The organism is Haloferax denitrificans ATCC 35960, assembly GCF_000337795.1.
GTDB lineage: Archaea > Halobacteriota > Halobacteria > Halobacteriales > Haloferacaceae > Haloferax > Haloferax denitrificans.
Map to the genome: position 1 here is coordinate 172,361 of NZ_AOLP01000009.1, position 26,006 is coordinate 198,366.

Here is a 26,006-nt window from a genome sequence, read left to right on the forward strand (position 1 = left end):
GTATGTCGACCGACGAGCCCCGCTACGACGACGAGGGCGTCCTCAAGAAGAAACACTACAAACGCGAGTTGAACCGTCTGCAAGAGGAGTTGGTGAAACTCCAGTACTGGATAAAGGAACACGACCTCCGGGTCTGCGTCGTCTTCGAGGGCCGCGACGCCGCGGGGAAAGGCGGCGTCATCAAGCGCATCACCCGCCGGCTCAATCCGCGGGTGGCGCGGGTCGTCGCGCTCGGCACGCCCACGGAGCGCGAACAGGGGCAGTGGTACTTCCAGCGGTACGTCGAACAGCTCCCGACCGAGGGCGAGATGGTGCTTTTCGACCGGAGTTGGTACAACCGCGCGGGCGTCGAGCGGGTGATGGGCTTCTGCACCGACGAGGAGTACGAGGAGTTCCTGCGGACCTGCCCCGAGTTCGAGCGGATGCTCGTGCGGTCCGGCATCGTCCTCGTCAAGTACTGGTTCTCCATCAGCGACGAGGAACAGGAACGGCGGTTCCAGAGGCGAAACGAGGACCCGAAGCGCCGCTGGAAGCTCAGCCCGATGGACCTCGAAGCGCGCTCTCGGTGGGCCGACTACTCGGAGGCCAAAGACCGGATGTTCGAACACACCGACGTCGAGGAAGCGCCGTGGCACGTCGTCAACGCCGACGTGAAGCGCCACGCGCGGCTCAACTGCATCTCGCACCTGTTGGACCAAATCGACTACGAGGACCTCACGCCCGACCCAATCGAACTCCCGCCGAGACAGGACGACACCGGATACGAACGGCCGCCAATCGACAGCCAAAACTGGGTGCCCGCGCGGTTCGGGTCGAACCCGGTCGACGACTAATCCGAGTCCTTCGCCAACTGCTCGCCGACGATGCGGTCCGCCTCGGCGATGAACGCCTCGACTTCGCCCTTCGGAATCGTCGCGCCCGCGGCCACGTCGTGGCCGCCGCCGTCGCCGCCGACCGACCGCGACGCCTCGCGCATGACCGCCGAGAGGTCCAAGCCGTCTCGGACCATCACGTACGAGCCGCGCGAGGAGACTTTCACCTCGCCCTCCTCGGTGTCGGCGAACGCGAGGACCGGAATCCCGCTTCGGGTCGCGTCGGTGCCGACGGCCATCCCGGCGACGATGCCGACGATGGTCTCGCGTATCTCGTCGCCCGCGTCGAACCACTGGAGGTTGTCCTCGACGCGGACGCCGTGTTCTTTCACCCACTGGAGGCCGTTCGAGAGGTTCTTGCGGTGGTTTCGCAGGAGCCGACGCGCTCTGTCGAGCGCCGCGTCGCGCTCGCCGAGACAGACCGCGAGGCCCACGTCGGCGCGGTCGTAGCGGGCGGTCGCGTTCAGGAGCGTCGAGAACTCGCTCACGTCGCGGAGTTCGGTCCCCTCTCGCTCCCGAGAGAGCACGTAGGTCGTCCCCACGAGGTCGTCGATGCGGGAGGCGGGCACGCCGCTGGCGATGGCGCGGCGAATCAGGGCGCTGGCGAGCGTCTGGCGCTCGTCGCCGGTGAGGTCGACCCAGCGCTTCCACTCGCCGTCGTCGTCGCGGCAGGGGACGTCGAGTTCGGTCAGGAACTCGATGGCTCCGGCCTCGTTGTTCGAGATGCCGGGGATGCGAACGTCGGTCGCGTACTGGAGCAGTTTCGGGAGCGCGCGGGTCTGGCGGCCGTAGATGCGGAGGTCGGTGCCCTCCTCGACGACGCCGGCTTCGACGCCCTCGTCGACGATGCCCGCGTTGGCCCCGCGGAGTTCGCCGTTCGTGTCCTGCATGTCGCCGACCGCGCCGACGACCGCGAGGGCGGCGAGGTCGCGGTTGTCGCCCCCTTCGGGCTCGAGCGCCCGCGCGAGAACGTAGCTCGCGCCCGCGCCGGAGAGTTCGCTCGCGCCGTTGAGGCCGAACCGAAGCGGGTTGAGGTGGTGGTCGGTCTCGACGCCCTCTGCGGGCTGGTGGTGGTCGGCGATGACGGGGTGGAAGTCGCCCGCCGCCTCGTGGTCGGCGATGATGTCGAGTTGGCCGCTCCCGAAGTCCGTGAACAGCACGGTGTCGTAGTCGGTCGCCGCGATGTCGGCCACGGCGGCCGCGTCGAGTTGGCGGCAGAACACCGTCTCGAAGGGGATGTCGGCGCGTTCGAGCGCGGTCGAGGCGATGCCGGCGCTCGTCAACCCGTCGGCGTCGATGTGCGAGGCGAGGAGCACCCGGTCGGCGTCGCGGAGGCGGGCCGCGCAGGCCGCCGCGTGCTCTGTGAGTTCGGGGACGGGTCCGTCCATTGGTGTGGTACTCACGCCCTCTCCGGCATAAACGCTGGCAGTTCGGGCACGGAACCCCTTCGTTTCCACTCCAGTTCGACGGCGGACATGTGTCGTCGTTGCCGCGGTTCGGTATAAGAAGACTCGCCCGCGGCCGCGGACCTGACCGAGCGCGACCGCCGGTCAGATTCGCCGCCGGACGACGAACAGGAGAACGGTCGCGAGCACCGTCGAGCCGGCGACGAGCGCCCAGCCGGCCCCGTAGCCCGTCGACTCCACGACGAAGCCGAAAAGCGGCGGGGCGACGAGGCCGCCGACGTTGAGCGCGGTCTGGCCGCCGGCGGTCGCCGCGCCGATGTCGCCGTCGTCGACGACGCCGCTCAGACAGGAGTAGAAGACGCCGGTCGAGCCGTGGATGGTGAGCCCGAGCGCGACGAAGACGGCGATGGTGAGCGCGAACGAGCCGCCGGTCCCGACGAGGAGGGAAAAGAGCGCGACCGACCCGGCCAGTTGGACGAGCGCGACGGTGGCCGCGCCGCGGGGGCCGCCGAGGCGGTCGGCGAGGCTTCCCGCGCCGATGCGGCCGACGCTTCCGGTCACCTGCGTCGCCGCGAGGACGCCGCCGGCGAGGGCGGGACCGGTCCCGACCACGTCCTGCACGTAGAGGACGGTGTAGCCGAGCATCGAGAAGATGGACGCGCCGATGAACAGCGCGGCGGCGACGAGCGCGACGTAGGCGCGGTTGCCGCCGAGGCCGGCGAGCCGGGGGCGTTCGAGCCGGCCGGTCCCCGGGTTCCCGCGGTAGCGCGTCGCGAAGAGGAGCGCGTAGCCGGCGGCGAAGACGCCGATGGCCCAGAAGCCGACCTGCCACGCCGCGACGACCGCGACGCCGGTGACGACGAGCGACGACGCCCCGCTCCCGACGGTGACGCCGACCTGCTTCAGCCCCATGGCGAGGTTCTTGCTCCCGGCGGGCGCGGCCGCGACGATGCCGCGGTTCGACGCCGGCATCGCGGTCGAGTAGGCCGCCCCGAGGAGCGCCACCGTCACCAGCAGCAGCGCGTACGACGGCGGCGCGAACGTGACGCCGACGAGCGCGACCGACAGCGCCAGCAGGCCGACGACCATCACGGGCTTTTCGCCGTAGCCGTCGACGGCCGCGCCGCTCGGGAAGAGAAACACCGTGTAGCCGAGCAGACCGGCGGTCAGGAACAGCCCGACCAGCGACTCGGAGACCGAAAACGCGTCGCGGACGAAGCCGGTCGCCGCGAAGATGGCGTAGTAACAGAGGCTCGCGGCGGTCTGCCAGCCGGCGACCGAGCCGACCGCGCGCCACGAGCCGTCCCCCGAGTCATCTCTCGTCTCGACTCTCGCCCCCTCTCCCGCTTCGTTTCCCGTCACGTCACTCGTGATACGTCGGCGCGGCGGTCTCGACCGCGGCGACCGCGAGCGCTTCGAACGTCGCCTCGTCGGGGACGACGGTCACGTCGATGCCGTGGGATTCCGCGGTGTCGCGGGTCGGCGGCCCGATTGCGCCGACGACCGCGTCGTTCAGGCCGGCGATTGCCTCCTCGCGGACGCCCCGCTCAGCGGCGGCGTCGAGGAAGTGCTCGACCGTGAGCGACGAGGTGAAGAGGGCGGCTTCGAGGTCCCCGGCGGCGGCCAGCTCGGCCGACTCTCCGGCTCCCTCGGGGCGGACGAGTCGGTAGAGCACCGTCTCGTGAACGTCCGCGCCCGCGTCGCGCAGGCCCTCGGTGAGGACGGCACTGCCGTGGTCGCTCCGGGCGACTTCGACCGTCGCGCCGTCGACGTCGGGCGCGAGGTGGTCGACCAGCCCGGCCGAGGTGTACTCGTCGGGGACGCGGTCGACCGTCCAGCCGGCCTCGCGGGCGGCGTCGGCGGTCGCGGGGCCGATACAGCACAGCACCGCGTCGCCGGGGTTCCAGCCGGCCTCGTCGAGGAGTTCGACGCCGGTCTTGCTCGTCAGGACGACGAACGCGCCGGGTTCGGGCGTCGCGCCGGTCGGCTCGATTGCGAGCATCGGGTCGGGGACCGGGGTCGCGCCGAGCGAGTCGAGGAGTTCGACGGCGCGCTCGATGCGGTCGTCGTCGGGGCGGAAGACGGCCGCGCGGACCTGCTGGCTCATTCGTCGCCTCCCGCACCTCCGGCGGTCGCGTCGGCCTCGGAGATGGCGTCCGCGCCGCCGCCCTGCAGGAACCGCTTCACGCGGTCGCGGGTCGCCGCGACCTCGCCGATGACGGTGATTGCGGGCGGCTCGATGTCGGCCTCGTCGCGCACGTCGACGATGGTGTCGAGCGTGCCGGTGGCGACGCGCATGTCGGGCCACGTCGCCCGCTCGATGAGGGCGACGGGCGTGTCGCCGTCCAGCCCCGCCTCGCGGAGTTCGGCGGTGTACAGCGGCAGTTTGCCGACGCCCATGAGGACGACGAGCGTCCCGCCGGTCGCGGCGAGCGCGTCCCAGTCGACCGCGGACTCGTCTTTCGTCGGGTCCTCGTGGCCGGTGACGAACGACACCGACGAGACGTGGTCGCGGTGGGTGACGGGGATGCCCGCCGAACCGGGGCCGGCGACCGCCGAGGTGATGCCCGGCACGACCTCGAAGGGAATCCCGTTGTCGGCGAGGTGTTCCATCTCCTCGCCGCCGCGGCCGAAGACGAACGGGTCGCCGCCCTTCAGGCGCACCACGTCGTTGCCCTCGCGGGCGAGTTCGACCAGTCGGTTGTTCGTGTACTCCTGTGGGGTCCACTCGCCGCCGGCGCGCTTGCCCACGTCCTCGCGCTTCTCGGCCGGAATCATCCCGAGAATCTCCGGGCCGGGGAGCTTGTCGTGGAGCACCACGTCCGCCTCGTCGATGAGGCGGGCGGCCTTCATCGTCAGCAGTTCCGGGTCGCCCGGGCCGCTCCCGACGAGGTGGACCGTGCCGACGCCGTTTCCGTCGGTCGCGTCGTCGGCCGTCATCTCACTCCTCGGCCTCCTCGCGGGCGGCCTCGACTAACTGACCCGCGCCGCGGTCGCGGAGCGCCGCCGCGAACTCGCGGGCGGCGTTGGCGTGGTTGCCGACGGGGAGGTCCCGCGAGGTCTTGATGGACTCCGAGCCGTCGGTCGCGAGCACCTGCACGTCGACGTGGACGTGTTCGCCCTGCAGGAGGGCGTGAACGCCGACCGGGGCGATACAGCCGCCGCCGAGTTCGGCGAGGATGGTCCGCTCGACGGTCGTCTCGACGCGGGTCCGCGGGTGGTCGAGCTTGTCGTGCAGGAGGTCGATGACCTCCGAGTCCGCGGCGGTCACGGCGATGGCTCCCTGTCCGGGCGCGGGGACGAACGTCGCCCGCGGCAGGCGCTCGTAGTTCACCTTCTCGGTGAGACCACTGCGCTTGAGGCCCGCCTCGGCGAGGACGATGGCGTCGTACTCGGTTTCGACCTTCCGGCCGAGCGCCTGCCGTTCGAGTTCCGTGAGGCCCTCGAACCACTCGTCGGCGGTCTCGTCGAACGCCTCGTCGTGGTCGGTCTTGCCCTTCTTTTCCTGCCGCTCTTTGTCGTTTTCGACGCGGGCCTCGTGTTCGCGCTGGAGGTGCGTCGCCAGCAGTTTCTCGATGCGGGTGTCGACGTTGCCGCGGAGCGGCTCGACTTGGAGGTCCTCGCGGTAGTTCAGCAGTTGGGCCTGCCGGCGGAGCGACGACGTGCCGACGACGGCTCCCTCCGGGAGGTCGTCGATGTCGTGGCCCTCGGCCGTGACGAGCACGTCGCCGGCCGGCGCGCGCTCGGGCACGCCCGCGACGACGAGGTCGGCGGGCTTCTCGGTCGGCATGTCCTTCATCGAGTGGACCGCGGCGTCGACCTCGCCGTCGAGGACGCGCTCGTCGAGCGCGCGGACGAACGCGCCGGTCTTGCCCAGTCGGTGGATGAGTTCGTCCTGAATCCGGTCGCCCGTGGTCTCGACTTCGACGAGTTCGACGTCGAGTCGGCGGCCCGCGAGCGCCCCCTGCACGCTCGCGGCCTGCGCGCGAGCGAGCGCCGACCCTCGCGTCGCCAAGCGAAGTGTTGTAGTCATACGCGTCAGTCCGGCCCCCGCGTTGAAAAGCCCACCAGTTCGCTCCCGCGCGCCGGGTCGAACCCGAACGGAAGACCGATACGGTCCCCGCGCGACGACCCGGACGATGCCCGCCTTCGATTCGGCCGTCCGGCAGGTCGGCGACCTCGTCGTCGTCGCGCTCCTCCTGTTCGGCCTGACCTCGGTCGTCGCGCCCCTCGACGTGTTCCTCTCGTCGGTCGGCGTTGACGCCCCGTGGTTCGCCGGCCTCGTCGCGGCCGCGCTCATCGCGCTCGCGCTCCTCCTCGCGCGCCCCCTCCGCCTCCGACTCGTCGCTCGCGTCTGGGGCGTCGGCCTCGTCGTGACCGCTCTCTGGATTCCGCTTTTTGGTCCTCCTCGAACTTCGGGGAAACCCGGTCGGTATTCTCGTCTCGTGGGCGGTCTGTCTCGGCGTCGGCGTCGCCCTGACCTACCCGCCGCTGTGGCGGGCGGCCGAGGCGCGACTGCGGGTCGAGTGAGCCGGGCGCGTCGGGGCCGCAGTCGCGCGAGCGAACGCCGGTCGCGCGGGCCGGCTCGCCCCGTCGCTCGGCGTGCCGAACGGTTTTCGGTCTCCGCGGCGACGATTCGAACGTGAACAGGTCCCTCCAACTCGCGCTCGTCTTCGGCGTCGCGTTCGTCGTCGCGCTCCCGCTGGGATTCATCTTCGCCCCGGACCCGACCGGCGTCGCCCCGCTTTTCCTCACCGCCGGACTGACCGTCGTCATCGGCCTCCCGGCGTACCTCGGGCTCTCCCGGGCGAGCGGGTCGGGGTCGTGAAAAAAGCGTGCGGTCGGTGAATCGCCGACTCGGGTTTACAGCGCCGCTTTGTACGCTTCCAGCGTCTCCTCGATGTCTTCGTCCGTGTGCGCGTAGGAGACGAACTGCGACTCGAACTGGTTCGCCGTGAGGAACACGCCGTGGTCTTTCATCTCCTGCCAGAAGACGCGCTCCCAGCGGTCGGTCTCGGCGTTCGACACGTCCGCGCCGGTCTTCGGACAGGCGTCGTAGTTGGGACACGACTCGACCTGCGCACAGCCGTCGGCGCAGGCGTCGGCGCGCTCGGCCGCGCCGTGGCGCGTGAACACCGTCTTGAACATCGAGTCCGTGCCGACGACGGTGTACTCGGGGGCCTGGTCTTCGAGGATGTCGGTGATGCCCGCCCGAAGCTTCTCGCCGAGGCGGTCGACGTGCCCGTACACGTCGTTTTCGGCGGCGTACTTCAGGTACTCGTGGCCCGCGGCCATCGTCACCGGGTGGCCCGAGAAGGTGCCCGACTGGAACACGTCGCCGCCGGGGGTGAACTGCTCGACGAGCTCGGCCTTCCCGCCGACCGCGCCGACGGGGAACCCGCCGCCGATAATCTTCCCGAACGTCGTGAGGTCGGGCGTGACGCCGAACTTGCCCTGCGCGCACTGGAGGCCGCCGACGCGGAAGCCGGTGATGACCTCGTCGAAGATGAGGAGCGCGCCGTGTTCCTCGGTCACGTCGCGGAGGGCTTCGAGGTAGCCGTCGACGGGGTGGACGATGCCCGTGTTCGCCAGAACCGGCTCGGTCAGCACCGCCGCGATGTCCTCGCCGTGTTCCTCGAACACCTCGCGGACCGTCTCCTCGTCGTTGAAGGGGACGGGGATGGTGTGCTCGGCGAACGACGAGGGGATGCCGGGCGTCGAGGGCTTCGCGCCGCCGGGGCCGCCCTCGACGAGGGTGGACTCCTGCGCGCCGTGGTAGCCGCCCTGCATGACGACGATTTTGTCGCGGCCGGTGACGCCGCGGGCGAGGCGGACCGCCGAGACGGTCGCCTCGGTGCCGGAGTTGACGAACCGGAGCATCTCGACCGAGGGGACGTGCCGCGCGACGAACTCGGCGTGTTCGACCTCGATTTCGGTCGGCGCGCCGTACATCGGCCCGGCGGCGGCGTGCTTCTGGACCGCCGACTGGACGGGCTCGGGCGCGTCGTGGCCGTAGAGCAGCGGCCCGTAGCCCATCACGTAGTCGACGTAGCGGTTCCCGTCGGCGTCGATGACGTGCGCGCCGTCGCCGCGCTCGACGAAGAACGGGTACGGTTGCGTCGCCCGGACCGAGGAGTTCACGCCGCCGGCGAGCACGGACAGCGCGCGGTCGTACAGCGCCCTTGACTCGTCGTGGTTCATGCGCGGCGGTTCGGCCGCTCGCGGGAAAGACCTTACTGGGCCGGCCGCACCTGCCACCGGTGAACCACCCGACGGGGCGACGCCCGCCCGACTGGAGTCTCGGACTGCGGCGACCTACCGTGCCGTTCCGTCGGCGGCGGCGTCAGCGCCGTCGGCGTCGCCGGCGTCCTCGACCGACCCGGCCAACAGCAGTCCGACCGCGTCGTTGAGCGCGTGGATGCAGACGAGCGCGACCACGTCGCGCACGAGGAGGTACATGACCGTCGTCAGGAGCGCGGGGACGGCGATTCTGGCGACCGCGCCGCGCTCCCAGCCGACGGCGTGGCTCGCGGTGAACGCGGCGAACGAGACGCCGCCCGCGAGGAGCGGACTGCCGGTGAGTTCGAGCAGTCGCTCGATAGCGTAGCCGTGGAACAGCACCTCCTCCGTAATCCCGGCGGTTCCGGCCACGAACAGCCGGTGTCTGACCGACAGCGAGGCCAGCCCCGACAGCCCATCGTCGAGGCCGCCCACGCCGAGTCGGTCGAAGACGGGCGTCGTCACCGCGTTCGCGACGAAGAGGACGAAGACGCCGCCGCCGACAACGGCGACGAACGCGAGGGGGGCAAGCGAGCGACCGGTCATCGAGGACAGCGGCCGCCCCTCGACGACGAGGACGTAGCCGCACAGGAGGGCGAAGACGGCCCACTTGTTCGCGTCGCTGACGAGGAGGTCGGCGCGGAGGTCGTCGGGTTCGGCGAGGTATCGGTCGGCGAGCAGGCCGACGGCGGCCATTCCGAACAGCGCGACGGCGAGTCCGCCGAGGACCGCGACAGTCACCACGTGGAGCCACCGCTCATCGTCACGACGCTCGGTGCGGAGGGGAAAAACGGTTTCGCGTGGGGTCGGCGCTCGGCCCGCGAGGGGCCGTGACCGACGACGGGAGAACAGCCGCGAGATTCAGACCGCGTCGCGTCCGGTCTTGCCGGTGCGGACCTGAACCGCGCTCTCGACGGGGAGGGTGAACACCTTCCCGTCGCCTTTCTCGCCCGTCTGGGCGGCGTCGGCGATGGCGTCGACCACGTCGTCGGCGGGGATGTCGGCGACGACGCACTCGATTTTGACCTTCTGGTGGAGGTCGACGGTGTACTCCTCGCCGCGCCACTGGCTCTTTTTCGCGGGCTGGGAGCCGCGACCGGAGACGTTGGTGACGGTGAGCGACGGCGCGCCGATTTCGGCGAGCGCGGTCTTCACGTCGGAGAGCTTGTCGGGGCGGATGACGGCCATCACCATCTTGATTTCGCCGTCGTTCGGAACGTCTGAATCACTCATGGGTTAGTCCTCCCGTCCCGTCGTCATGAATCCATCCCCGCTCGGGACGCCGGAGCCGTCGGTGCGGATGCCGGTGTCGGCGTCGGGCGAGCCGAACTCGGGGTAGGTGTCGACGCCGTGTTCGGCGGTGTCGAGGCCCTCGCGCTCGTGGTCGGAGGAGACGCGGACCTGTCCGACGGCGCGGAAGCCGCCGAAGACGGCCGCGGTGGCGACGAACGTCCAGATGGCGATGACGGCCACGCCGATGACCTGCGGGACGGCCAGCGAGACGAACGACGCGCCGTCGTGCCACAGCGGGACGGCGAACACCGGGTAGAGGAGCGTCCCGAGGACGCCCGCGGAGCCGTGGACGGGGAAGACCGCACACACGTCGTCGATTTGGAGGCGCTTTTCGACGAACTCGAAGACGACCGGGAGCTGTGCGCCGGCGAGGAGGCCGACGACCAGCGCGCCCGGCCAGACGATGTCGTTCGCGATGGCGGTGATGCCGACGAGGCCGGCGAGGACGCCGTTGGCGACGTAGAGCGTGTCGACCTTGCCGGTCTTGTACATGGCGACGCCGCCCGCGCCGATTGCGCCGGCGGCCATGCCGAGGGTCGTCACGAGGGCGACGCGGCCGACGTAGGCGAAGGAGCCGAGCGTGACCCCGCCGTCAGCGTACGCCAGCGGCGCGGCGGCGGTGCCGACGTTGAAGCCGTACCAGCCGAACGCGAGGATGAGCGTGCCGAGGACGGCGAACGTGATGGAGTGGCCGGGGATGACGTTCGCGGTGCCGTCGGGCTTGAAGCGGTCCATGCGCGGGCCGATAATCCACGCCGCGGTGAGGCCGGCGATGCCGCCCATGCCGTGGACGATCATGCCGCCGGCGAAGTCGTGGAAGCCGAGGGCGTCGAGGAAGCCGCCGCCCCACGTGAAGCCGACGACGACGGGGTAGATGACGCCCGCGATGAGGATGGTGTACGTGAGGTACGCGCGGAGCCGGGCGCGGCCCGCCACGGCACCGGAGACGATGGTGGCGGCGGTCATGGCGAAGACGGCGCCGAACAGCCAGTCGACCCACGCCGTCGTCGCCGACGCCTCGGGCGCGTAGAGGCTCATGAACGCCCCGGAAATCGTCGTCGCGGGGCCGCCGGTGAAGGCGGCGACGATGGACGACACCGCCGCGCCGAGCAGGAAGAACACGATGACGCCGATACTCCACGTCAGCAGGTTCTTGGTCAGTTGGTTGGCGACGTTCTTCGCGCGGACCTGCCCGGCTTCGAGCATGGCGAAGCCGGCGTGCATGAAGAAGATGAGGAACGTGACCGTGAGGACCCACACGAGGTTCACGCCCTCGACGACCGAGGCGAGGTCTGCCTGCAGGGGTGTCAACATACGATGCCTCCGGCGAGCGGTTCGAGCTGGGAAGTTGGACAGTCGTTCATATTGGTGCTCGATTCGCGACCGAATGTCTCGCGAACCATGAGAGATGCTATCTACAGACGTTCATATAACGGTTCGCGTTGACAAACGTCTACAAAAAGTCCCTCTGGGAGACGTATGTCCGATATAAGATGGAGTATGTCTTGTATAAGGACGTAAGGTTGGCACTCAGTGGACAAATGTTGCCACGCAATCCTACGAACGTAGTGTCGGAAAAGTAATCAAAACGACGCGGGGCGTTCGTCGAACCCCGGTCGGGTGCGCACTCGCGCGGACCGCGGCGAGAGCGGCGAAAGGAGACGTCGAGTCGGTTTCGGCCGCGGGTGCGCGCTCAGACCGCCGGCTTGCCCTCCTTGCCGGTGCGGACTTGGACCGCGCTCTCGACGGGGAGGACGAATATCTTCCCGTCGCCTTTCTCGCCCGTGTGGGCGGCGTCGGCGATGGCCTCGACCACGTCGTCGGCCGGGATGTCGGCGACGACGCACTCGACTTTGACCTTCTGGTGGAGGTCGACTGTGTACTCTTCGCCGCGCCACTGGCCCTTCTTGGCGGGCTGGGAGCCGCGGCCGGAGACGTTAGTGACGGTGAGCGACGGCGCGCCCGCCTCGGCGAGCGAGGTCTTCACGTCGGAGAGCTTGTCGGGGCGGATGATGGCCATCACCATCTTGATGCCCTGTTCGTCGGCTTCGTCGCTCATTGGCTGTCACCTCCGTTGGCTTCGACGGTCTCGTCTTTCACGACGCCACCGTCGGTGCGCACGTCGCTCCCGCCGTCGGTCGCCGTGGGCGAGCCGAGCGCGCCGTCGGGACCGGCGTCGCCGACGAATTCGGGGTAGACCGAGACGCCGTGTTCGCCGGCGTCGAGGCCCTCTTCTTCCTCTTCTTCCGAGACGCGGAGGCCGAAAACGGCGTCCGCGATGGCGAAGACGATGGCCGAGGCGATGATGGTCCACGCGGCGATGACGACCACGCCGACGACCTGCATCACGAGCTGGGTGCCGGAGAAGCCGCTAACCGCGAAGACCGGGATGAGCGCCGTGCCGACCGCGCCCGCGACACCGTGGACGGCGAAGACGCCACACACGTCGTCGATTTTGAGCGAGTCGACGGTCCAGCGGTACGCCGGCAGGACGATTGCGCCGCCGAGCGCGCCGAGGATGAGGCCGCCCCACCACGTGACGTGGGGGACCGCGCCGGTGACTGCGACGAGGCCGGCGAGCAGGCCGTTCGCCATCCAGAGGGGGTCGGGCTTGCCCTGGTAGCTCGTCGAGACGATCATCGCGGCGACCGCGCCGGCACCCATGCCGAGGGTCGTCACGAGGGCGACGCGACCGAGCGCGGCACCCATGAACTCCAGACCGCCGCTTTCGGTGGTCGCGAGGACGGTCGCCTGCGTGCCGACGTTGAAGCCGTACCAGCCGAACGCGAGGATGAGCGTGCCGAGGACGGCGAGCAACATCGAGTGGCCCGGGATGGGCTGGCTGTTGCCGTTCGCGTCGAAGCGGCCCTTACGCGGGCCGACCATCTTCGCGCCGACGAGGCCGGCGACGCCGCCGCACATGTGGACGACGGTCGCACCGGCGAAGTCGAGGTAGCCGACGCCGAGGGCGGCACCGATGTAGCCGCCACTCGAGAGGAGGCCACCGGACCACGTCATGCCCTGCACGACGGGGTAGATGATTCCCGTGATGGTCGCCGCGAAGACGATGTACGCGCGGAAGTCCATGCGTTCTGCGACCGCGCCGGAGACGATGGTGGCGGCGGTCATGGCGAAGACGGCCCCGAAGAGCCAGTCAATCCACGCGCCGGAGTCGCCGATGTACGAGAACGCGGCGGCGACGTCGAAGCCGCCGGACGACGTGAGGCCGCCGACGATTGTCGCGACCCCCGCGCCGACGAGGAAGTAGACGAGCACGCCGAGCGCCCAGTCGGTCATGTTCTTCATCAGCACGTTACCCACGTTCTTCGCGCGTACCTGCCCTGCCTCTAAGAGCGCGAAGCCCGGTTGCATGAAGAAGATGAGGAACGAGACGACGAGGATCCAGACGTAGTTGACCCCCTGCGCGATAACGCTCGGGTCGACCTGGAGCGGTATCACGACTGACCACCCCATGCGGTCTCCGGTGACCGTTCAGTTACTTTTGCTCCGTATCCGTGTGGATTCTGGTGCTTCATCACGCTTCGGCTTCATGGTGAGTCAGTACATAAAGTGTGGGGTTGGTTTTGTCAAATTTAGCAAGGCGTAATACCACAACTGCACAAAATAGGCTAGAATATTACGCATATAAGGTTGTATATCGTCCAAGGATTTTGAGATTCTACGGAGTTCTGTGGACGAACGTTCAGGAAAATGTTGCCTAACAAGTGTGTTTTGGCCGTGCGCGCCCCGGTATCGTTTCCCGTGGTTCGGCCCTCGAACCGCGTCGTTCCGCGGGTCGAGCGGCCGTCCGAGAGTCGGCCGGCTCACCCGCCCGCCGTCTCAGTCGAGTTGCCGCGCGACGCGCTCTGCGAAGTACGTGATGATGAGGTCCGCCCCGGCGCGCTTCATCGACAGGAGCGACTCGCGGGCGACCGCGTCGAGGTCCAGCCAGCCCTTCTCGGCGGCGGCGTGGAGCATCGCGTACTCGCCGGAGACGTTGTAGGCGGCGACCGGGTGGTCGTAGCCCTCGCGGATGGCGCGGACGATGTCGAGATACGGCAGGCCCGGCTTGACCATCAGCACGTCCGCGCCCTGTTCGACGTCCAGAGCGACTTCGCGAAGCGCCTCGCGGGCGTTCGCCGGGTCCATCTGGTAGTGACGTCGGTCGCCGAACGCCGGCGCGCCGTCGGCCGCGTCGCGGAAGGGACCGTAGAAGGCGCTCTCGTACTTCGCGGCGTAGGACATGATTGGTATCTCGTCGTGGCCGGCGTCGTCGAGCGCGGCGCGAATCGCGCCGACCATCCCGTCCATCGAGGCCGAGGGGGCGACCATGTCCGCGCCCGCCTCGGCGTGGGAGACGGCCGTCTCCGCGAGCAGGTCGAGGGTCGGCCCGTTTTCGACCGTCAGCGTCGGGTCGTCCTCGGCGTGGTCCTCCAGCACGCCGCAGTGGCCGTGGTCGGTGTACTCGCAGAGACACACGTCGGTGATGACGTAGGCGTCCGTCTCGGCGTTGATGGCGCGGACGGCCTCCTGTACGACCCCGTTTCGCGCGTACGCGCGAGACCCCTCGGGGTCCTTCGACTCGGGGATGCCGAAGACGATGACGGCCTCGACGCCGGCCTCGCGCACCTCGGCGACGCGGTCGGCCGCCTCGGCGACGGGCACGCGCTCGTGGCCCGGCATGGACTCGATGGGGACGCGCTCGTCGGTCGTCGCGTCGACGAAGACGGGCGCGACGAGGTCGGTCGCGTCGAGCGTCGTCTCCGAGACGAGCGGGCGAATCCCGTCGGTTCGAAGCCTGCGGGGGCGGTCGGTGAACTCCATACGCGGGGTTCGGTCGGCGGCGGCAAAATGCCGTCGCTCCCGTCGGTTCGCGCCGCGTTATCCAAACCATAATGAACACGATGCCGCTCGAAACACACAGGACATGAGTGCCTTCACCGCCCAACTCCCCCACTTCCTCCGGGACCTCCTCGCGTCGGACCTCGCCCTCGTCGCCCTCTTTTTCGTGTTCGTGCTGGAGGGCGCGATGCTCCTCTACGTCGCGCCGAGCGAACTCCTCGTCCCCGGGGCGCTGGCGCTGGTCGGCGACCGGCTGTTGCTCCCGATTCTCGGCGTCGCCGTGCTCGGCGCGACCGTCGGGCAGGTCGCGCTGTTCCTCGTCGCCAAGCGGGGCGGCCGCGAGTACCTCCTGTCGCGGTCGTGGTTCCGCGTCAGCGAAGACTCTCTCGACCGGTTCGACGGCTGGTTCGACCGCTGGGGCCCCGTCGTCGTTCCGCTGAGCAACGCGATGCTGTTCACGCGCGGGATGCTCACCGTGCCGGCCGGGCTGTCCGGGATGTCGGCGAAGCGGTTCGTCGCGCTCTCGGCGCTCGGGACCGTCGCGTTCGAGAGCGCGCTCGCGGCGCTGTACGTGTTCGGTGGTCAGGTACTCGCGTGAGCGGACGCGGGGCCGCGCGGGGCGACCCGGCGCGGCGACGGTAGGCAGGCGCTAGTGGAGGGACTGCCGTGGAGCGGCCGTCACTTTGTTCGGTTAATATCGAGTTTTTCCTTCAGGGCGGCGAGTTCCTCGGATTCGGCGAGTTCCTCGACCCGCTTGCGGAAGTGTCGCTCGCAGAGGCCGACCTTAATGTGGTCTTTCTCGGCGGCGTATGCGGCCTCACGGTCGCAGTAGTGACACTGCATACCGCCCCTTCAGTTCCGATAGGATTTAACTCTACGCCCCACGGCACGTTCCGAGTTATTCACGGACTAACACGGTTAGAGACCGTCTACCGCCGCGGCGAACCGGGCGAAGTCGGTCTCGGGCGGCCCGGCGCGGCCGAGCGTCTCGTCGTGGGCGTCGCTCCCGCCCGTGGCGAGCAGGTCGTAGCGCTCGATGGCCTCGTCCACGAGGTCGCAGTCGACCGCGAACCCGTAGGGGTAGTAACGTTCGACGGCGTCGAGGTCGGCGCAGAGTTCGAGCGCGCCGGCGGGGTCGCGGTAGCGAAACGGGTGTGCGAGGCCGACCACGTCGCAGGCGTCCCGCAGGGCCGCAACGCCGTCGTCGAACGTCGGGAGTTCGCGCGCGACGTAGCAGGGGCCGTCCGCGCCGATGAGTTCGTCGAACGCGCCCTGGTAGTCGTAGGGTGCCTCGCTGGCGTCGACGGCGCGGGCGACGTGGGGTCGGCCGACCCCGTCGTGGATGTCGATGTCGAGGTCGACCCCGGTTTCCGCTTCGACCGCCGCGACGATTTCCCGCGCCCGTTCGACGCGGTTGCGCTGGAGGCGTTCGACCGTCTCGACGAGGGCGGGCCGCTCCCTGAGGCCGTAGCCGAGGAGGTCGACCCGGCGGTCGCCGGCGTCGACGCGCAGTTCGATGCCGCGGACGACTGTCACGCCGTCGCGTTCGACCACCGGCGCGTCGAGGTCCGGGTGATAGCGGTCGTGGTCCGTCACGGCCACCACGTCCACCCCGCCCGCGCGGGCGGCGTCGGGGAGCGCGTCGACGGTGAGCCGGCCGTCCGAGGCGGTCGTGTGGAGATGGAGGTCCGCGACCGGCGGGCTGTCGTCCATGCATCGTGGTCGGAGCGAGGGGGAGACAAACGTTGCGCCCCGAACGTCATTAAGGTCCATTAAGGACTCCAATGCCACTAATCAAATACATGGAAAATCATTAAGGATGTGGGCGGCTCAGCTGTGGGTGTAATGCGCCTGAACGGACTCGGCGACGCCATCGATCGCCACGAATACCCGATTAGCTCGACCGACTTCGCCCAGCGGTACGGCGACAAAGTAATCGAGCTACAGAACGGCCAGGAGACCGTCGCACAGATTCTGGCCCGTCTCGGCGACGAGACGTACACGTGCCCGCAGGACGTGCGGGACGCCCTCTTCACCGGCGTCGGCCACGAGGCAATCGGTCGCCGCTACTACAGCGACCGCGACCCGTCCCCGCTCGGTGAGAACGGACCAGAGATGGTCTCGTTCTGAGAGACGGCTCGTCTCGCTCCGATTTTTCTTTCCGACCGCGACTCCCGAGCCGTCGGCTCGGCGTCTCGCTCGTTAGTTCGCTGATTCGCTGATTCGCCCGTCTCCCGCCGTTTACGGGCGGAAGCGGACGACAGCCGAATAGAGCGACCCCGTCAGTCAGAGAGCCACGGCAGGTCCACCGGGACCGACCCCTTCGAGTAGCCTTCGACCTCGCCCGACGGCCGGAGGCGGAAGACGACGGCCGGTCGGTGCCGAACGTCGGGCTGTTCGCCCATGATGGCGGCCCAGTCGTCGTCGGGGAACGACGAACAGTCGACGAACAGCGTCACGCCGCCGCCGTGTTCGGCGAGTTGGCCCTCGCCGTTGGTCTTGGTCTGTGCCGTGTCCCGAATCGCGGCGATTGGGTTGCTCACGGAGCGTCGGTTCGGCGGGAGCGGGCGCGTCACCTCGATGAGCGCGCCGCCAGCGGGGGTGTTCTCCGCGCGGAAGTCGATGGAGTGGCCGGTCGTCACGGCGATTTCGGGCGTGATGTCGTAGCCCGCCTCGTTGAGCAGGTACGCCACGTCGAACTCGCCCATCGCGGCGGCCATCCGTATCGGGTCGAAGTACTCCGAGGTGCCGAGCTTTCCGGCCATGACCTCGCGGTACTCGTCGAGGACGCCCGTGGCGAAGAACGACTCGTAGAACGCAAGCGCCTCCTCGCGGGTCGCGTCGGGGAAGCCCGCGGCGTGGTCGCGGAAGAACTCGCGGGTCGTCTCGCGGCCGTCCTTCGAGAGGAACACGGGGAGGAAGAACCACGAGAGATGCGGATAGGGCTTCAGCCATGGCGACTGGTCGAACAGCTCGGCGATGAGTTCGCGCTGGGCCCACCGGGAGACTTCGAAGGGAGCCTCGGCGAAGCCCTCCTTGTCGGTCCGCCACAGCGAACTCGGCGTCTCGGTGTTGCCTATCCAGTAGGCGTGGTCGTCGGTCCACGCGAACAGCGCGGTGTCGCCGTTGTCCATGTCGAACCGTCGGGCCTCGTAGCCGTCGGGCGGTGCGTACCACGGCGCACCCATCTCGGCACCGAGATTGGCGTCGAGCGGCTGGAAGACGTCGCGGGTGATGCGCGACTCGTCCCAACGTCCGGGGGCGTAACGAAAGCGAAGCGGGCGTGCCACACACGGTGTAGTTCGGCGATTGCTTTTACCCTTTCCCGCCGCGGCTCCAGATTTCGGTTCCATCCACCCCGTCTCCGGGTTCGGGTCGCCCGGACCGCCACGAATATCACGATTGTGAATGTCTCCGATAGCTATATGTGCCAAAGCCACACATGGTAAGTCGAACCATGTCAATGGGGGCATACGACGAAGCCGAACACGAACGCCGCGAGCGGATGACGAGTCAGGTCGAACCCGGGACCGACGACGACCGGAAGACCTACCGCGGCAGTGTCGAGTACGACTCCGGCGACTCGACCGACGCGCTACTCGAACAGTTCAAGCGGATGAAGTCCGACGACTGACCGTTCCCTCGCGTCCTGTTCCTGCGTCCCTCACGTCCTCGTCAGCGCCGCCGCCGTCACCGAGACGACGGTCACGGCGACGACGTGCCCGCCGACCGCGAGCAACAACACCGGCTGGTCCGCGACGAACGGGAGCAACAGCACCTGCGCGACCGCGAACCCGACGTTCAGCAGGTTCACTCGCCTGACCGTCTTCGCGGTCGGGCCGTCGAACCGATAGCGGACGGCTCCCCAGAGACCGACGACGGCCGCCCACCACGACGTGCCGATTCGGTAACAGAGGTCCCAGAGGACGAGCAGTGTCAGGTAGACCACCACGACCGGCGGCTCGGGGCCGAACAGCGTCGTCATGAGCGGCGTTCCCGGCTGTCGGGGGTCGAAGACGAACAGGTGCGTCACGAGCGCGACGAACGCGAGCACGCCGAGCACGACTTCGATGCTCGACCCGAAAAGCAGGCGGCGGTAGGGCGCGGGCACCCTCGCGGCGCGGGTCCACTCGCCCATGCGGAGCATCACGACGCTCCCCGCGGCCGCGACGACGATAGCCGCGGTGCCCGCGACCGCCGCGGCCCACAGGTCGTACACCCACGCGAACACGAGCACCGCGACCTCGAAGACGGCGATTTGGAGGGCGATAGCGCCCGCCTCGCCGATGTTCACGCCCGGGAGCGCGCCGACGATGCTCTCGTACACCCACGTCTCGCCGTACTCCGGGGCGTCGTTCATACCCCGCTCCTACGGCCCCGCGGTATATCAATCGCCGCCGCGCCGGGGGCGTTCGGGACGCGCGGGCGGGCGGTTCGCGTCCCGCTCACGTCGGGGTCGTCGGCTCCGGTTCCGCGGCGTTCTCCCGCGTTCCGCGCTCCTCGCGGAGCGCCCGCTCGACCGCGGCGTCGAACGTCGTCTCCTCTACCTCGACGATGTCGCGGATGCGGTCGTCGCCGACGACGACGGGGTTTTTCAGCCCCTCGATGAGCGGTCGGGCGACGCCCGTGTCCACGTCGGTCACGAGGCCGATCCAGTACGACGAGAGCCGCGGCGTCAACACGGGCACGGGGACGATTCGGGGCGCGTGACCCAACTGCGCGCCGACGCGCTGGAGCATCTCCCGGTAGGTGAACACGTCCGGGCCGCCGATTTCGTAGGTCTCGCCCGCCGTCTCGGGGTGGTCGAGGACGCCCGCGAGGTAGGCGACCACGTCCGCGATGGCGATGGGCTGACACCGCGTCTCGACCCACTGCGGCGTCACCATGACCGGGAGGCGCGTGGCGAGCTGGCGGACCATCTCGAAGCTCGCGCTCCCCGCGCCGACGATGATGGCCGCCCGGAGCGTCGTCAGTTCGGGCGCGCCCGACGCGAGGATGTGTTCGACCTCGCGGCGCGACCGCAGGTGCGCCGAGAGCCGGTCTCGGTCCTCGCCGAGGCCGCCGAGGTAGACGATTCGCCCGACGCCGGCTGACTCGGCGGCGTCGACGAAGTTGCGGGCGGCGAGGCGGTCGCGCGCCTCGAAGTCGCCGCCGGCGTGCATCGAGTGGATGAGGTAGTACGCCGCGTCGACGCCCGCCATCGCGGGGGCGAGCGTCGCCGGCTCGAAGATGTCGCCTTCGACCACGTCCGCGCCGGGCGGACCGTCGTAGCTCGCCGCGTCGCGGACGAAGACGACCACGTCGTGGCCGGCGTCGAGGAGGAGGGGCACGAGGTGCCGGCCGACGAACCCGGTCGCCCCGGTCACGAGAACTCTCATGATACACGGTAGCGTCGCTCACGATGTTAACGTGTCGCCCGTCAGACCCGCCGGCAACTTCCCGGTCCCTGCCGGTCACCCGCCGCCTCCTCTCCCCCCGCCATCCGCGGCTTAGTCGCCGCCGCGAACCGCGTCCCACCCGGGCGTCTCCGGCGCGCCGCGAGCGACTTCGACCTCGTCGGGGTCGGGCGCGTCGGCGGCCGCGCTCCCGAGGCGACCGGCGACCGCGTCCCACGCGGCGACGGTCTCGCCCGCCCACGACTCGCTTTCGAGCGTCTTCGCACGCGCCCGCGAGGCGCGCTCCTCGTCCACCTCGGTCGAACCGGGGTGCGACCCGACCGCGACGCCGACGAACTCCGCGCGGTCCTCGGGCGTCAGCTCGCGCGTTTCGAGGTGTTCGACGGTCCCCACCAACCGCTCGGGCTCGGGGTGGACGAACAGTTTCGCGCCGAGGGCGTGGGGACCGAGGAGCAGGCCGTGGAGGTCGTCCGGGGCCGCGTCGTCCAGCAGGCGCTCGCCGCCGTGGTGTCGCTCGACGCGCTCGCACTCGGTCTCCTGTTCGAGGACGAGGTTGTGACCGGGGTACTCGGCGCACTCGTCGGGGTAGAACTCGGTGTCGTGGATGCGGCACTGGAGGGTCTCGGGGTCGAGAAACGCGCAGGCGCGGAGCCACGTCCGCTCCAGTCCGAACGGCGCGACGGGTTTCGGCGGCTTCCGCATCCCGACGAAGAACGCGGGCTTCCCGTCGATGGCCGCGAGTTCGACGCCGTCGATTTCGACGCCCTCGCCCGGTGGGGCTTCCCACAGCCGCGGGGTGAGGGCGTCGCCGAGTCCCGCCGCCACGAAGTCACGAATCTCGTCGCGGGTCAGCGGGACGAGGTTGTACGTGTCGTCGAGCGGCGCGCGCGGCCCGCGGCGCTCGTGGTCGAGCGCGACCGGCGCGACCGGCCGCCAGTCGATACAACACCCCGCACAGCCTTCGCAGTCGACGCGCATGCCACGAAAGTTATACGCCAGCCGACAAGAAGCTCCCGGCGGCCCGGCGACGCCGGTCGATTCCGGCCCCGGCGACGCGGCGGGGCGCTTTTGCCGCCTCGGGCCTTCGGTTCTCTCATGACCTCCGAACCGTGCGACGCCTGCGGGAAGGGCGTCCGCATCGCCGGCGGCATCGGCGACCTCTGGAACTTCCCCACGTCCTCGTCCGGCGGGATGACGCTGGAACTCGTCGACGGCTCCGAGCACTTCCTCTGTTTCGACTGCATGGAGCGACTGCCGGGCGACCGCGAACCGACGGCCGAGGACGTGGCGGCGCTCTAACGCCCGCTTCCGTCGAGCCCGCTTCGACTGCGACACAAGACAGAGGCGTCCGAACCGAAAGCGGTCGTCGAGTTTCGTCTACCGCGATGTGATAAAGTATAACCCACAATCACGATTACTACCGTTTAAGCCGTAACCGAGAGGTTGCGGCGTCAAGACCCACCGCCGGACGAAGTTGGACGGACTCTCCCGTTAATCCTTAATCCAGTTAACGTTGGGAGCCCGCTCTGGTGGACTCTGAGCCGTGGGCAGACTACGCGAAAATGTCCACAGAAAGTGGAGGAGGTATCCTCCGTCGGCGGTGGGCTACGCTGAGCAAGAAGTTCAGTTCCCTTTCAACGTGGGAGAAACTGAGCAGGGCACGCGAGGTCCTGAAGACGGCCTACTGGCTGTTGAAAGTCCTCATCGCCCTTAGTACCCTCGTGGTACTCCTGTAGAGGCGTAGTCCACTACGAAGAATCGGCTCCAGAACATAAGGGGGACATCCCCTTTGGTCCCGATACCTCTCTGGAACCGTTACAATTATATTCGAAACTGGCGTAGCTGTACTTGGATTAAGGATTAACGGGAGAGTCTGAGTAGCCGTTTATTGGACTCTTCCACCTCAACGCTTCTGAGCCGCGGCTTCACTCGCCAACGCGTACCTGTGGTCAATCCTCGGAGGCCTTCGTCCGCTCGAACAGCTTGGGCTGTACCGTTCTTCCAGCACCCGTCATACCGCTTCTGGAGGGGAGCGGTGGATTTAGGCCCGTCCGAGGACTCCATCGACCGTGGACCCGTCGCGCATCATCGACTCGTTTCCGGCCCCCAGTTTCCGCGGCGCGCAGGAACAGGCCCTGCGCGACATCCGCGACGCCTTCGCCGACGGCAACGACGTGGTCTTGGTCCGCGCGCCGACCGGGAGCGGCAAGTCGCTTCTCGCCCGCGCCATCGCCGGGTCGGCGGCGACCGTCGACGAGACCTCGCCCGCGCAGGCGACCGACGCCTACTACACGACCCCGCAGGTGTCGCAACTGGACGACGTGGCCGAGGACGACCTGCTTTCGGACCTCAAGATAATCCGCGGCAAGTCCAACTACAACTGCATCATCCGCGGGGAGGAAGACACCCCCGTCGACCGCGCTCCCTGCGCCCGCAAGCGCGGCTTCGACTGCTCCGTTCGGCACCGCTGTCCGTACTTCTCCGACCGCGCCATCGCCTCGAACCGTCAAATCGCGGCGATGACGCTCGCGTACTTCATGCAGACCGCCGGCTCCGACGTGTTCCGAAAGCGCGACGTGGTCGTCGTCGACGAGGCCCACGGGCTGGCCGAGTGGGCCGAGATGTACGCGACTATCGACCTGAAGCCCCGGACCGTGCCGGTGTGGGACGACATCGGCGTCCCCGACGTGACGGCCGCGGGCGACCCCGTCGAGCGCGCCTCGCGCTTCGCGGAGGCGCTCGTCGGCGTCTGCAAGCGCGAGAAAGACGAGTTGCTGACGAAGTCCGAACTGACGCCCGAGGAGGCCGCCCGCCGCGACCGCCTGCAGGAACTCATCGGCGAACTGCAGTGGTTCGTCGAGGACTACCGCGACCCCCAGAGCCCGACGACGTGGGTCGTCGACCAGCACGACGGCGAGGGGTCGCCCATCGCCATCAAGCCGCTCGACCCCGCGAAGTACCTCAAACACACCGTCTGGGACCGCGGGAACAAGTTCGCGCTCCTGTCGGCGACCATCCTCAACAAGGCGGCGTTCTGCCGCTCTGTCGGCCTCGACCCCTCGAAGGTCGCGCTCGTGGACGTCGAACACACCTTCCCCGTCGAGAACCGGCCGCTGTACGACGTGACACAGGGGAAGATGACCTACGAGCACCGCGACGAGACGCTCCCCAAAATCGCCCGGCTCGCCGTTCGCCTGATGGCGAAACACCCCGACGAGAAGGGGCTGATTCACTGTCACTCCTATGCGATTCAGGCTGAGCTTCGCCGCCGGCTCGCCGAGATGGGCCTCGGCAACCGCGTCCGCGGCCACGACCGCGACGACCGAAACGTCGAACTGGAGACGTGGAAGGCGACCGACCGCCCGGAGGTGTTCCTCTCGGTGAAGATGGAGGAGGCGCTGGACCTGAAAGGCGACCTCTGTCGCTGGCAGGTGCTCTGCAAAGCGCCCTACCTCAACACGAACGACTCCAGAGTCGCCCGCCGCCTCGAAGACGGCCAGTGGGCGTGGTACCGCCGCGCCGCCCTCCGAACCGTGATTCAGGCCTGCGGCCGCGTCGTGCGCGCGCCCGACGACTACGGCGACACCTACGTCGCCGACAGCAGTCTGCTCCAACTGTTCGACAAGACGCGGACCGACATGCCCGACTGGTTCGCCGCGCAGGTCGACCGGATGACGAAACCCGACCTCCCCGAGTTCGACCCCGTCGCGGCCGGCGGCCGCGGGGGGAACGCGGGCGACGCGGTCGGCGGGACCGCGAACCTCGGCGGCTCGACGAGCCGGTCGTCCGGAGCGTCGGGTGCGGGCTCCGGCTCGCGGCGCGATTCGACTCGCGGTTCGGGTTCTTCGGGGAGTCGCGCGGGCGGCTCCGGTGGCGCGTCGGCCGGCGGTTCCGGTGGTCGCAAAAGCGGCGGCTCGTCCGGTGGCTCGGACGACGGCGGCCGGAGCAACCACCCGCTTTCCGACGTGTGGGGCGAGTGACTACAGGAAGAGGGTGGCCCCAGAGAACAGCGCCGACCCAATCATGAGCGCGACGAGCGTCAGCGCGAGGAACTGCTGTCTGTCCATGGGCGTGCGACGGTCGGTCGGTAATTAACGTTTCTGAACCGGTTTCCACGAGTGATAACCGCGTCCCGCCGAGCAAAACCCGCCCTCCCGGTGTCATGCCATCTCGTCCCGTTCGAGAGGCAAAAATCGCCACAGTGTCCAAGAGAGCCGCCGCCTCCGATACATTTTCTCAATGATTGTTAATGCTCTTAGTCGTTTGCCGAACGAGTCTCGGATATTTGGTGACGTATGTAAAGCTATAGTTCACCTAACTTTGTCTTTGACACGCTTTCTCACGAAATAGTTAACACCAATGCCCCTGAATGATGGAGTATCGGCCATGCACACCAACGCACTCGCCACGGCGATGACACTGTATCGTAGTGGGGCACTCACACTCTCGCAGGCGGCCGCTCGCTCCGGCTACTCCGAAGACGACCTGCTTCTCGCCCTCCAGCGCCACGGCGTGCCCGTCCACGAAGACGACGCTCCGGCCGCGTCCCTCTCGGCGGACCGCCCGGCCAGCGCCGACTGATTCTGCTCCGTCGTTCGATTGTCGCCCGTTTCCCAGCGACTTCGCTCTCGGTTCTGTCGCCGATTCGGACCGCGAGCCGTAAAAAGCGCAACCGCCGTCGTCACCGCGTTCCGTCTCTTTCCTCGCTGTTTCCCGCTTACTCCTCGTCTTCGTCGTCGACGACTTCCTCGGGGAGGATGTGCAGTCCCGACTGGCTCTTGAGAACCGGCACCATCGCGGCGTCGGGGTCGAAGTAGTCCGGCCGCGGGATGGTCTTCGCCTCGTACGTCTCGGGGTCGAGCACCTGCACGGCGTGTTCGTCCTCGACGGTGACGACGGTGGTCTCTTCCGCGTCCTCGACGGAGCCGAGGTCCTCGGCCTCGGGTCGTTCGCCCTCCTCGAACTCCGATTCGTAAGGGTCGCCGGAGGTGAGGCGCGTCCCCTTGAGTCGGCCGCGGTTGCTCCGCACGAGGACCGGCCCGTCGCCGTCCTCGGGGTCGATGACGTCGCCGGCGGTGTACCGCGGCAGGCGGGCGACGAACGTGACTCGGTAGACCTCGTTGCCGTCGCCGTCCTCCGTGACGAGCGTCGGGTGCTCCTCGATGGTGCCGCCGAAGCGCTCGCGAATCTGCTTTGCGACGCCGCTTCCCATCTTGTTGGTCGAAATCTTGATGTTCGGGCCGTTGGGCGTCCGCTTGATACTCGAGATGAACGCGTCTCGGTCGCCTTTCTCCTCGCGTTCCGCGATGTAGGACTCGGCGATCTCGATTGCCGTCTCGGCCTCCTCCGTCGTCGGCGTCCGGTCGTCGGCGCGGACCTGCACGAGGCTGGCGAAGTAGCCGCCGGCGATGCGACCACAGCGCTGGCACGTCTCGCGGGCGATGCTCACCGGGACGACGATAGACTCCTCCAGCGGCGTGCCGCGGACGACGCCCGAGAAGTGACAGTGCATCCGGATGTTGTTCTCGTCGACCTGCTCGGGCTCGACGCCCCAGCGGACCTCCTCGGCGTTGAGGTGGACGCCGAGGGAGTTCGATACTTCCTCGATGGCGATGTCGGTGTAGTCGCGCGCGCCGACGTCGACCCACCGGTTGCCCCGGTGAATCGCGCCGCACTGCGCGCAGACGCGGACCTGCACCTCGTCGGGCGCGTCCACGAGGTCGAAGTCCTCGAAGTAACACGAGTCACAGAGCACGTCGTCTCGCTCGCGCGGCATCCCGGGGAGCGGTTCCGGCCGCTCCGGAACCGGGTCGCCGCACCGAGGGCAGAAGTCGCGGGATTCGCTCATTGACGGCTCTAGTCCGTTCGACCGCTTAAGTTCGGCGTCACGGCGCGACGGTGAGCGTCGGCCGTCGTCG

Annotated in this window: 28 protein-coding genes and 1 pseudogene; 10 read left to right on the forward strand and 19 right to left on the reverse strand. The window is 68.7% G+C overall.

Going from position 1 to position 26,006, the window contains the following annotated elements:
* Positions 1-2 precede the first annotated feature (2 nt).
* Positions 3-833 (forward strand): polyphosphate kinase 2, encoded by an 831-nt coding sequence (gene ppk2, locus C438_RS07895; RefSeq protein ID WP_004968827.1) that lies wholly within the window; start codon positions 3-5, stop codon positions 831-833.
* Here the strand turns inward: ppk2 and C438_RS07900 are convergent.
* From C438_RS07900 to hemC, 5 genes are all read right to left on the reverse strand, one after another.
* Positions 830-2,260, reverse strand: a complete 1,431-nt coding sequence (locus tag C438_RS07900; RefSeq protein ID WP_004968828.1) for a DHH family phosphoesterase — start codon at positions 2,258-2,260, stop codon at positions 830-832. The genes ppk2 and C438_RS07900 overlap by 4 nt on opposite strands.
* A gap of 162 nt (positions 2,261-2,422) precedes the next feature.
* The gene (locus tag C438_RS07905) at positions 2,423-3,640 is read right to left on the reverse strand and encodes an MFS transporter (protein WP_004968829.1); all 1,218 of its coding nucleotides are present in this window, start codon (positions 3,638-3,640) and stop codon (positions 2,423-2,425) included.
* A gap of 1 nt (position 3,641) precedes the next feature.
* Positions 3,642-4,385: a uroporphyrinogen-III synthase gene (locus C438_RS07910; protein WP_004968830.1), complete on the reverse strand. Its 744-nt coding sequence runs from the start codon at positions 4,383-4,385 to the stop codon at positions 3,642-3,644.
* Positions 4,382-5,218: a uroporphyrinogen-III C-methyltransferase gene (cobA, locus tag C438_RS07915; RefSeq protein ID WP_004968831.1), complete on the reverse strand. Its 837-nt coding sequence runs from the start codon at positions 5,216-5,218 to the stop codon at positions 4,382-4,384. Before cobA ends, C438_RS07910 begins: the two co-directional genes overlap by 4 nt.
* A 1-nt stretch (position 5,219) precedes the next feature.
* Positions 5,220-6,293, reverse strand: coding sequence for a hydroxymethylbilane synthase (hemC, locus tag C438_RS07920; protein WP_004968832.1), 1,074 nt, complete (start codon positions 6,291-6,293; stop codon positions 5,220-5,222).
* Positions 6,294-6,417: 124 nt separating this feature from the next.
* On the opposite strand from hemC, the pseudogene C438_RS07925 reads away from it, so the two are divergent.
* Positions 6,418-6,808: pseudogene (locus tag C438_RS07925) on the forward strand (hypothetical protein).
* Positions 6,809-6,920: 112 nt separating this feature from the next.
* Positions 6,921-7,106 carry a hypothetical protein gene (locus C438_RS07930; RefSeq protein WP_004968834.1) on the forward strand — a complete coding sequence of 62 codons (186 nt, stop codon included), beginning with the start codon at positions 6,921-6,923 and terminating at the stop codon, positions 7,104-7,106.
* A gap of 35 nt (positions 7,107-7,141) precedes the next feature.
* Here C438_RS07930 and hemL read toward each other — a convergent pair whose 3' ends face one another.
* The 7 genes from hemL to hemB all read right to left on the reverse strand — a co-directional run bounded on the left by hemL (position 7,142) and on the right by hemB (position 14,674).
* Positions 7,142-8,479: a glutamate-1-semialdehyde 2,1-aminomutase gene (gene hemL, locus C438_RS07935; RefSeq protein WP_004968835.1), complete on the reverse strand. Its 1,338-nt coding sequence runs from the start codon at positions 8,477-8,479 to the stop codon at positions 7,142-7,144.
* A gap of 114 nt (positions 8,480-8,593) precedes the next feature.
* The gene (locus tag C438_RS07940; RefSeq protein ID WP_004968836.1) at positions 8,594-9,301 is read right to left on the reverse strand and encodes a CPBP family intramembrane glutamic endopeptidase; all 708 of its coding nucleotides are present in this window, start codon (positions 9,299-9,301) and stop codon (positions 8,594-8,596) included.
* Positions 9,302-9,418: 117 nt separating this feature from the next.
* Positions 9,419-9,790, reverse strand: a complete 372-nt coding sequence (locus C438_RS20010) for a P-II family nitrogen regulator (protein WP_004968837.1) — start codon at positions 9,788-9,790, stop codon at positions 9,419-9,421.
* A 3-nt stretch (positions 9,791-9,793) separates the two neighbouring features.
* Positions 9,794-11,164, reverse strand: coding sequence for an ammonium transporter (locus tag C438_RS07950; protein ID WP_004968838.1), 1,371 nt, complete (start codon positions 11,162-11,164; stop codon positions 9,794-9,796).
* Positions 11,165-11,543: 379 nt separating this feature from the next.
* Entirely contained in the window at positions 11,544-11,909 is a 366-nt protein-coding gene (locus tag C438_RS07955) for a P-II family nitrogen regulator (RefSeq protein ID WP_004968839.1), read from the reverse strand.
* Positions 11,906-13,324 carry an ammonium transporter gene (locus C438_RS07960; protein WP_004968840.1) on the reverse strand — a complete coding sequence of 473 codons (1,419 nt, stop codon included), beginning with the start codon at positions 13,322-13,324 and terminating at the stop codon, positions 11,906-11,908. The genes C438_RS07955 and C438_RS07960 overlap by 4 nt, the downstream gene beginning before the upstream one ends.
* Positions 13,325-13,690: 366 nt before the next feature.
* Positions 13,691-14,674 (reverse strand): porphobilinogen synthase, encoded by a 984-nt coding sequence (hemB, locus tag C438_RS07965; protein ID WP_004968841.1) that lies wholly within the window; start codon positions 14,672-14,674, stop codon positions 13,691-13,693.
* Positions 14,675-14,777: 103 nt separating this feature from the next.
* On the opposite strand from hemB, the gene C438_RS07970 reads away from it, so the two are divergent.
* A complete protein-coding gene (locus C438_RS07970; RefSeq protein ID WP_004968842.1) occupies positions 14,778-15,290 on the forward strand; it encodes a DedA family protein in 513 nt (170 codons plus the stop codon).
* An 80-nt stretch (positions 15,291-15,370) separates the two neighbouring features.
* Here the strand turns inward: C438_RS07970 and C438_RS19665 are convergent, their stop codons facing one another.
* Both C438_RS19665 and C438_RS07975 read right to left on the reverse strand, forming a co-directional pair.
* The gene (locus tag C438_RS19665; RefSeq protein ID WP_004045157.1) at positions 15,371-15,535 is read right to left on the reverse strand and encodes a DUF6757 family protein; all 165 of its coding nucleotides are present in this window, start codon (positions 15,533-15,535) and stop codon (positions 15,371-15,373) included.
* Positions 15,536-15,610: 75 nt separating this feature from the next.
* Complete coding sequence (locus C438_RS07975) at positions 15,611-16,405, reverse strand: PHP domain-containing protein (RefSeq protein WP_004968844.1); 795 nt, start codon at positions 16,403-16,405, stop codon at positions 15,611-15,613.
* Positions 16,406-16,537: 132 nt separating this feature from the next.
* On the opposite strand from C438_RS07975, the gene C438_RS07980 reads away from it, so the two are divergent.
* Entirely contained in the window at positions 16,538-16,822 is a 285-nt protein-coding gene (locus C438_RS07980; RefSeq protein ID WP_004968845.1) for a DUF5789 family protein, read from the forward strand.
* Positions 16,823-16,974: 152 nt separating this feature from the next.
* Here C438_RS07980 and C438_RS07985 read toward each other — a convergent pair whose 3' ends face one another.
* Entirely contained in the window at positions 16,975-17,982 is a 1,008-nt protein-coding gene (locus C438_RS07985; protein WP_004968846.1) for a DUF5784 family protein, read from the reverse strand.
* Positions 17,983-18,149: 167 nt separating this feature from the next.
* Here C438_RS07985 and C438_RS19670 point away from each other — a divergent pair, with 167 nt between their 5' ends.
* Positions 18,150-18,326, forward strand: a complete 177-nt coding sequence (locus C438_RS19670) for a DUF5786 family protein (protein WP_004968847.1) — start codon at positions 18,150-18,152, stop codon at positions 18,324-18,326.
* A 30-nt stretch (positions 18,327-18,356) separates the two neighbouring features.
* On the opposite strand, the gene C438_RS07990 is transcribed toward C438_RS19670, so the two are convergent.
* From C438_RS07990 to C438_RS08000, 3 genes are all read right to left on the reverse strand, one after another.
* A complete protein-coding gene (locus tag C438_RS07990; protein ID WP_004968848.1) occupies positions 18,357-19,052 on the reverse strand; it encodes a DUF7530 family protein in 696 nt (231 codons plus the stop codon).
* Between the two features lie 85 nt (positions 19,053-19,137).
* The gene (locus tag C438_RS07995) at positions 19,138-20,070 is read right to left on the reverse strand and encodes an NAD(P)H-binding protein (RefSeq protein ID WP_004968849.1); all 933 of its coding nucleotides are present in this window, start codon (positions 20,068-20,070) and stop codon (positions 19,138-19,140) included.
* 111 nt (positions 20,071-20,181) lie between these two features.
* A complete protein-coding gene (locus tag C438_RS08000; RefSeq protein ID WP_004968850.1) occupies positions 20,182-21,066 on the reverse strand; it encodes a YkgJ family cysteine cluster protein in 885 nt (294 codons plus the stop codon).
* A gap of 117 nt (positions 21,067-21,183) precedes the next feature.
* On the opposite strand from C438_RS08000, the gene C438_RS08005 reads away from it, so the two are divergent.
* From C438_RS08005 to C438_RS08020, 4 genes are all read left to right on the forward strand, one after another.
* Positions 21,184-21,387 (forward strand): DUF7561 family protein, encoded by a 204-nt coding sequence (locus C438_RS08005; protein WP_004045177.1) that lies wholly within the window; start codon positions 21,184-21,186, stop codon positions 21,385-21,387.
* Between the two features lie 230 nt (positions 21,388-21,617).
* Positions 21,618-21,824 carry a hypothetical protein gene (locus C438_RS08010; protein ID WP_007275879.1) on the forward strand — a complete coding sequence of 69 codons (207 nt, stop codon included), beginning with the start codon at positions 21,618-21,620 and terminating at the stop codon, positions 21,822-21,824.
* 333 nt (positions 21,825-22,157) lie between these two features.
* On the forward strand, positions 22,158-24,068 hold the full coding sequence (locus C438_RS08015; protein WP_004968851.1) for a helicase C-terminal domain-containing protein: 1,911 nt from the start codon (positions 22,158-22,160) through the stop codon (positions 24,066-24,068).
* Between the two features lie 406 nt (positions 24,069-24,474).
* A complete protein-coding gene (locus tag C438_RS08020) occupies positions 24,475-24,669 on the forward strand; it encodes a DUF7317 family protein (RefSeq protein WP_004045182.1) in 195 nt (64 codons plus the stop codon).
* A gap of 136 nt (positions 24,670-24,805) precedes the next feature.
* Here the strand turns inward: C438_RS08020 and C438_RS08025 are convergent, their stop codons facing one another.
* Positions 24,806-25,936 (reverse strand): 60S ribosomal export protein NMD3, encoded by a 1,131-nt coding sequence (locus C438_RS08025; protein WP_004968853.1) that lies wholly within the window; start codon positions 25,934-25,936, stop codon positions 24,806-24,808.
* Between the last annotated feature and the right edge of the window lie 70 nt (positions 25,937-26,006).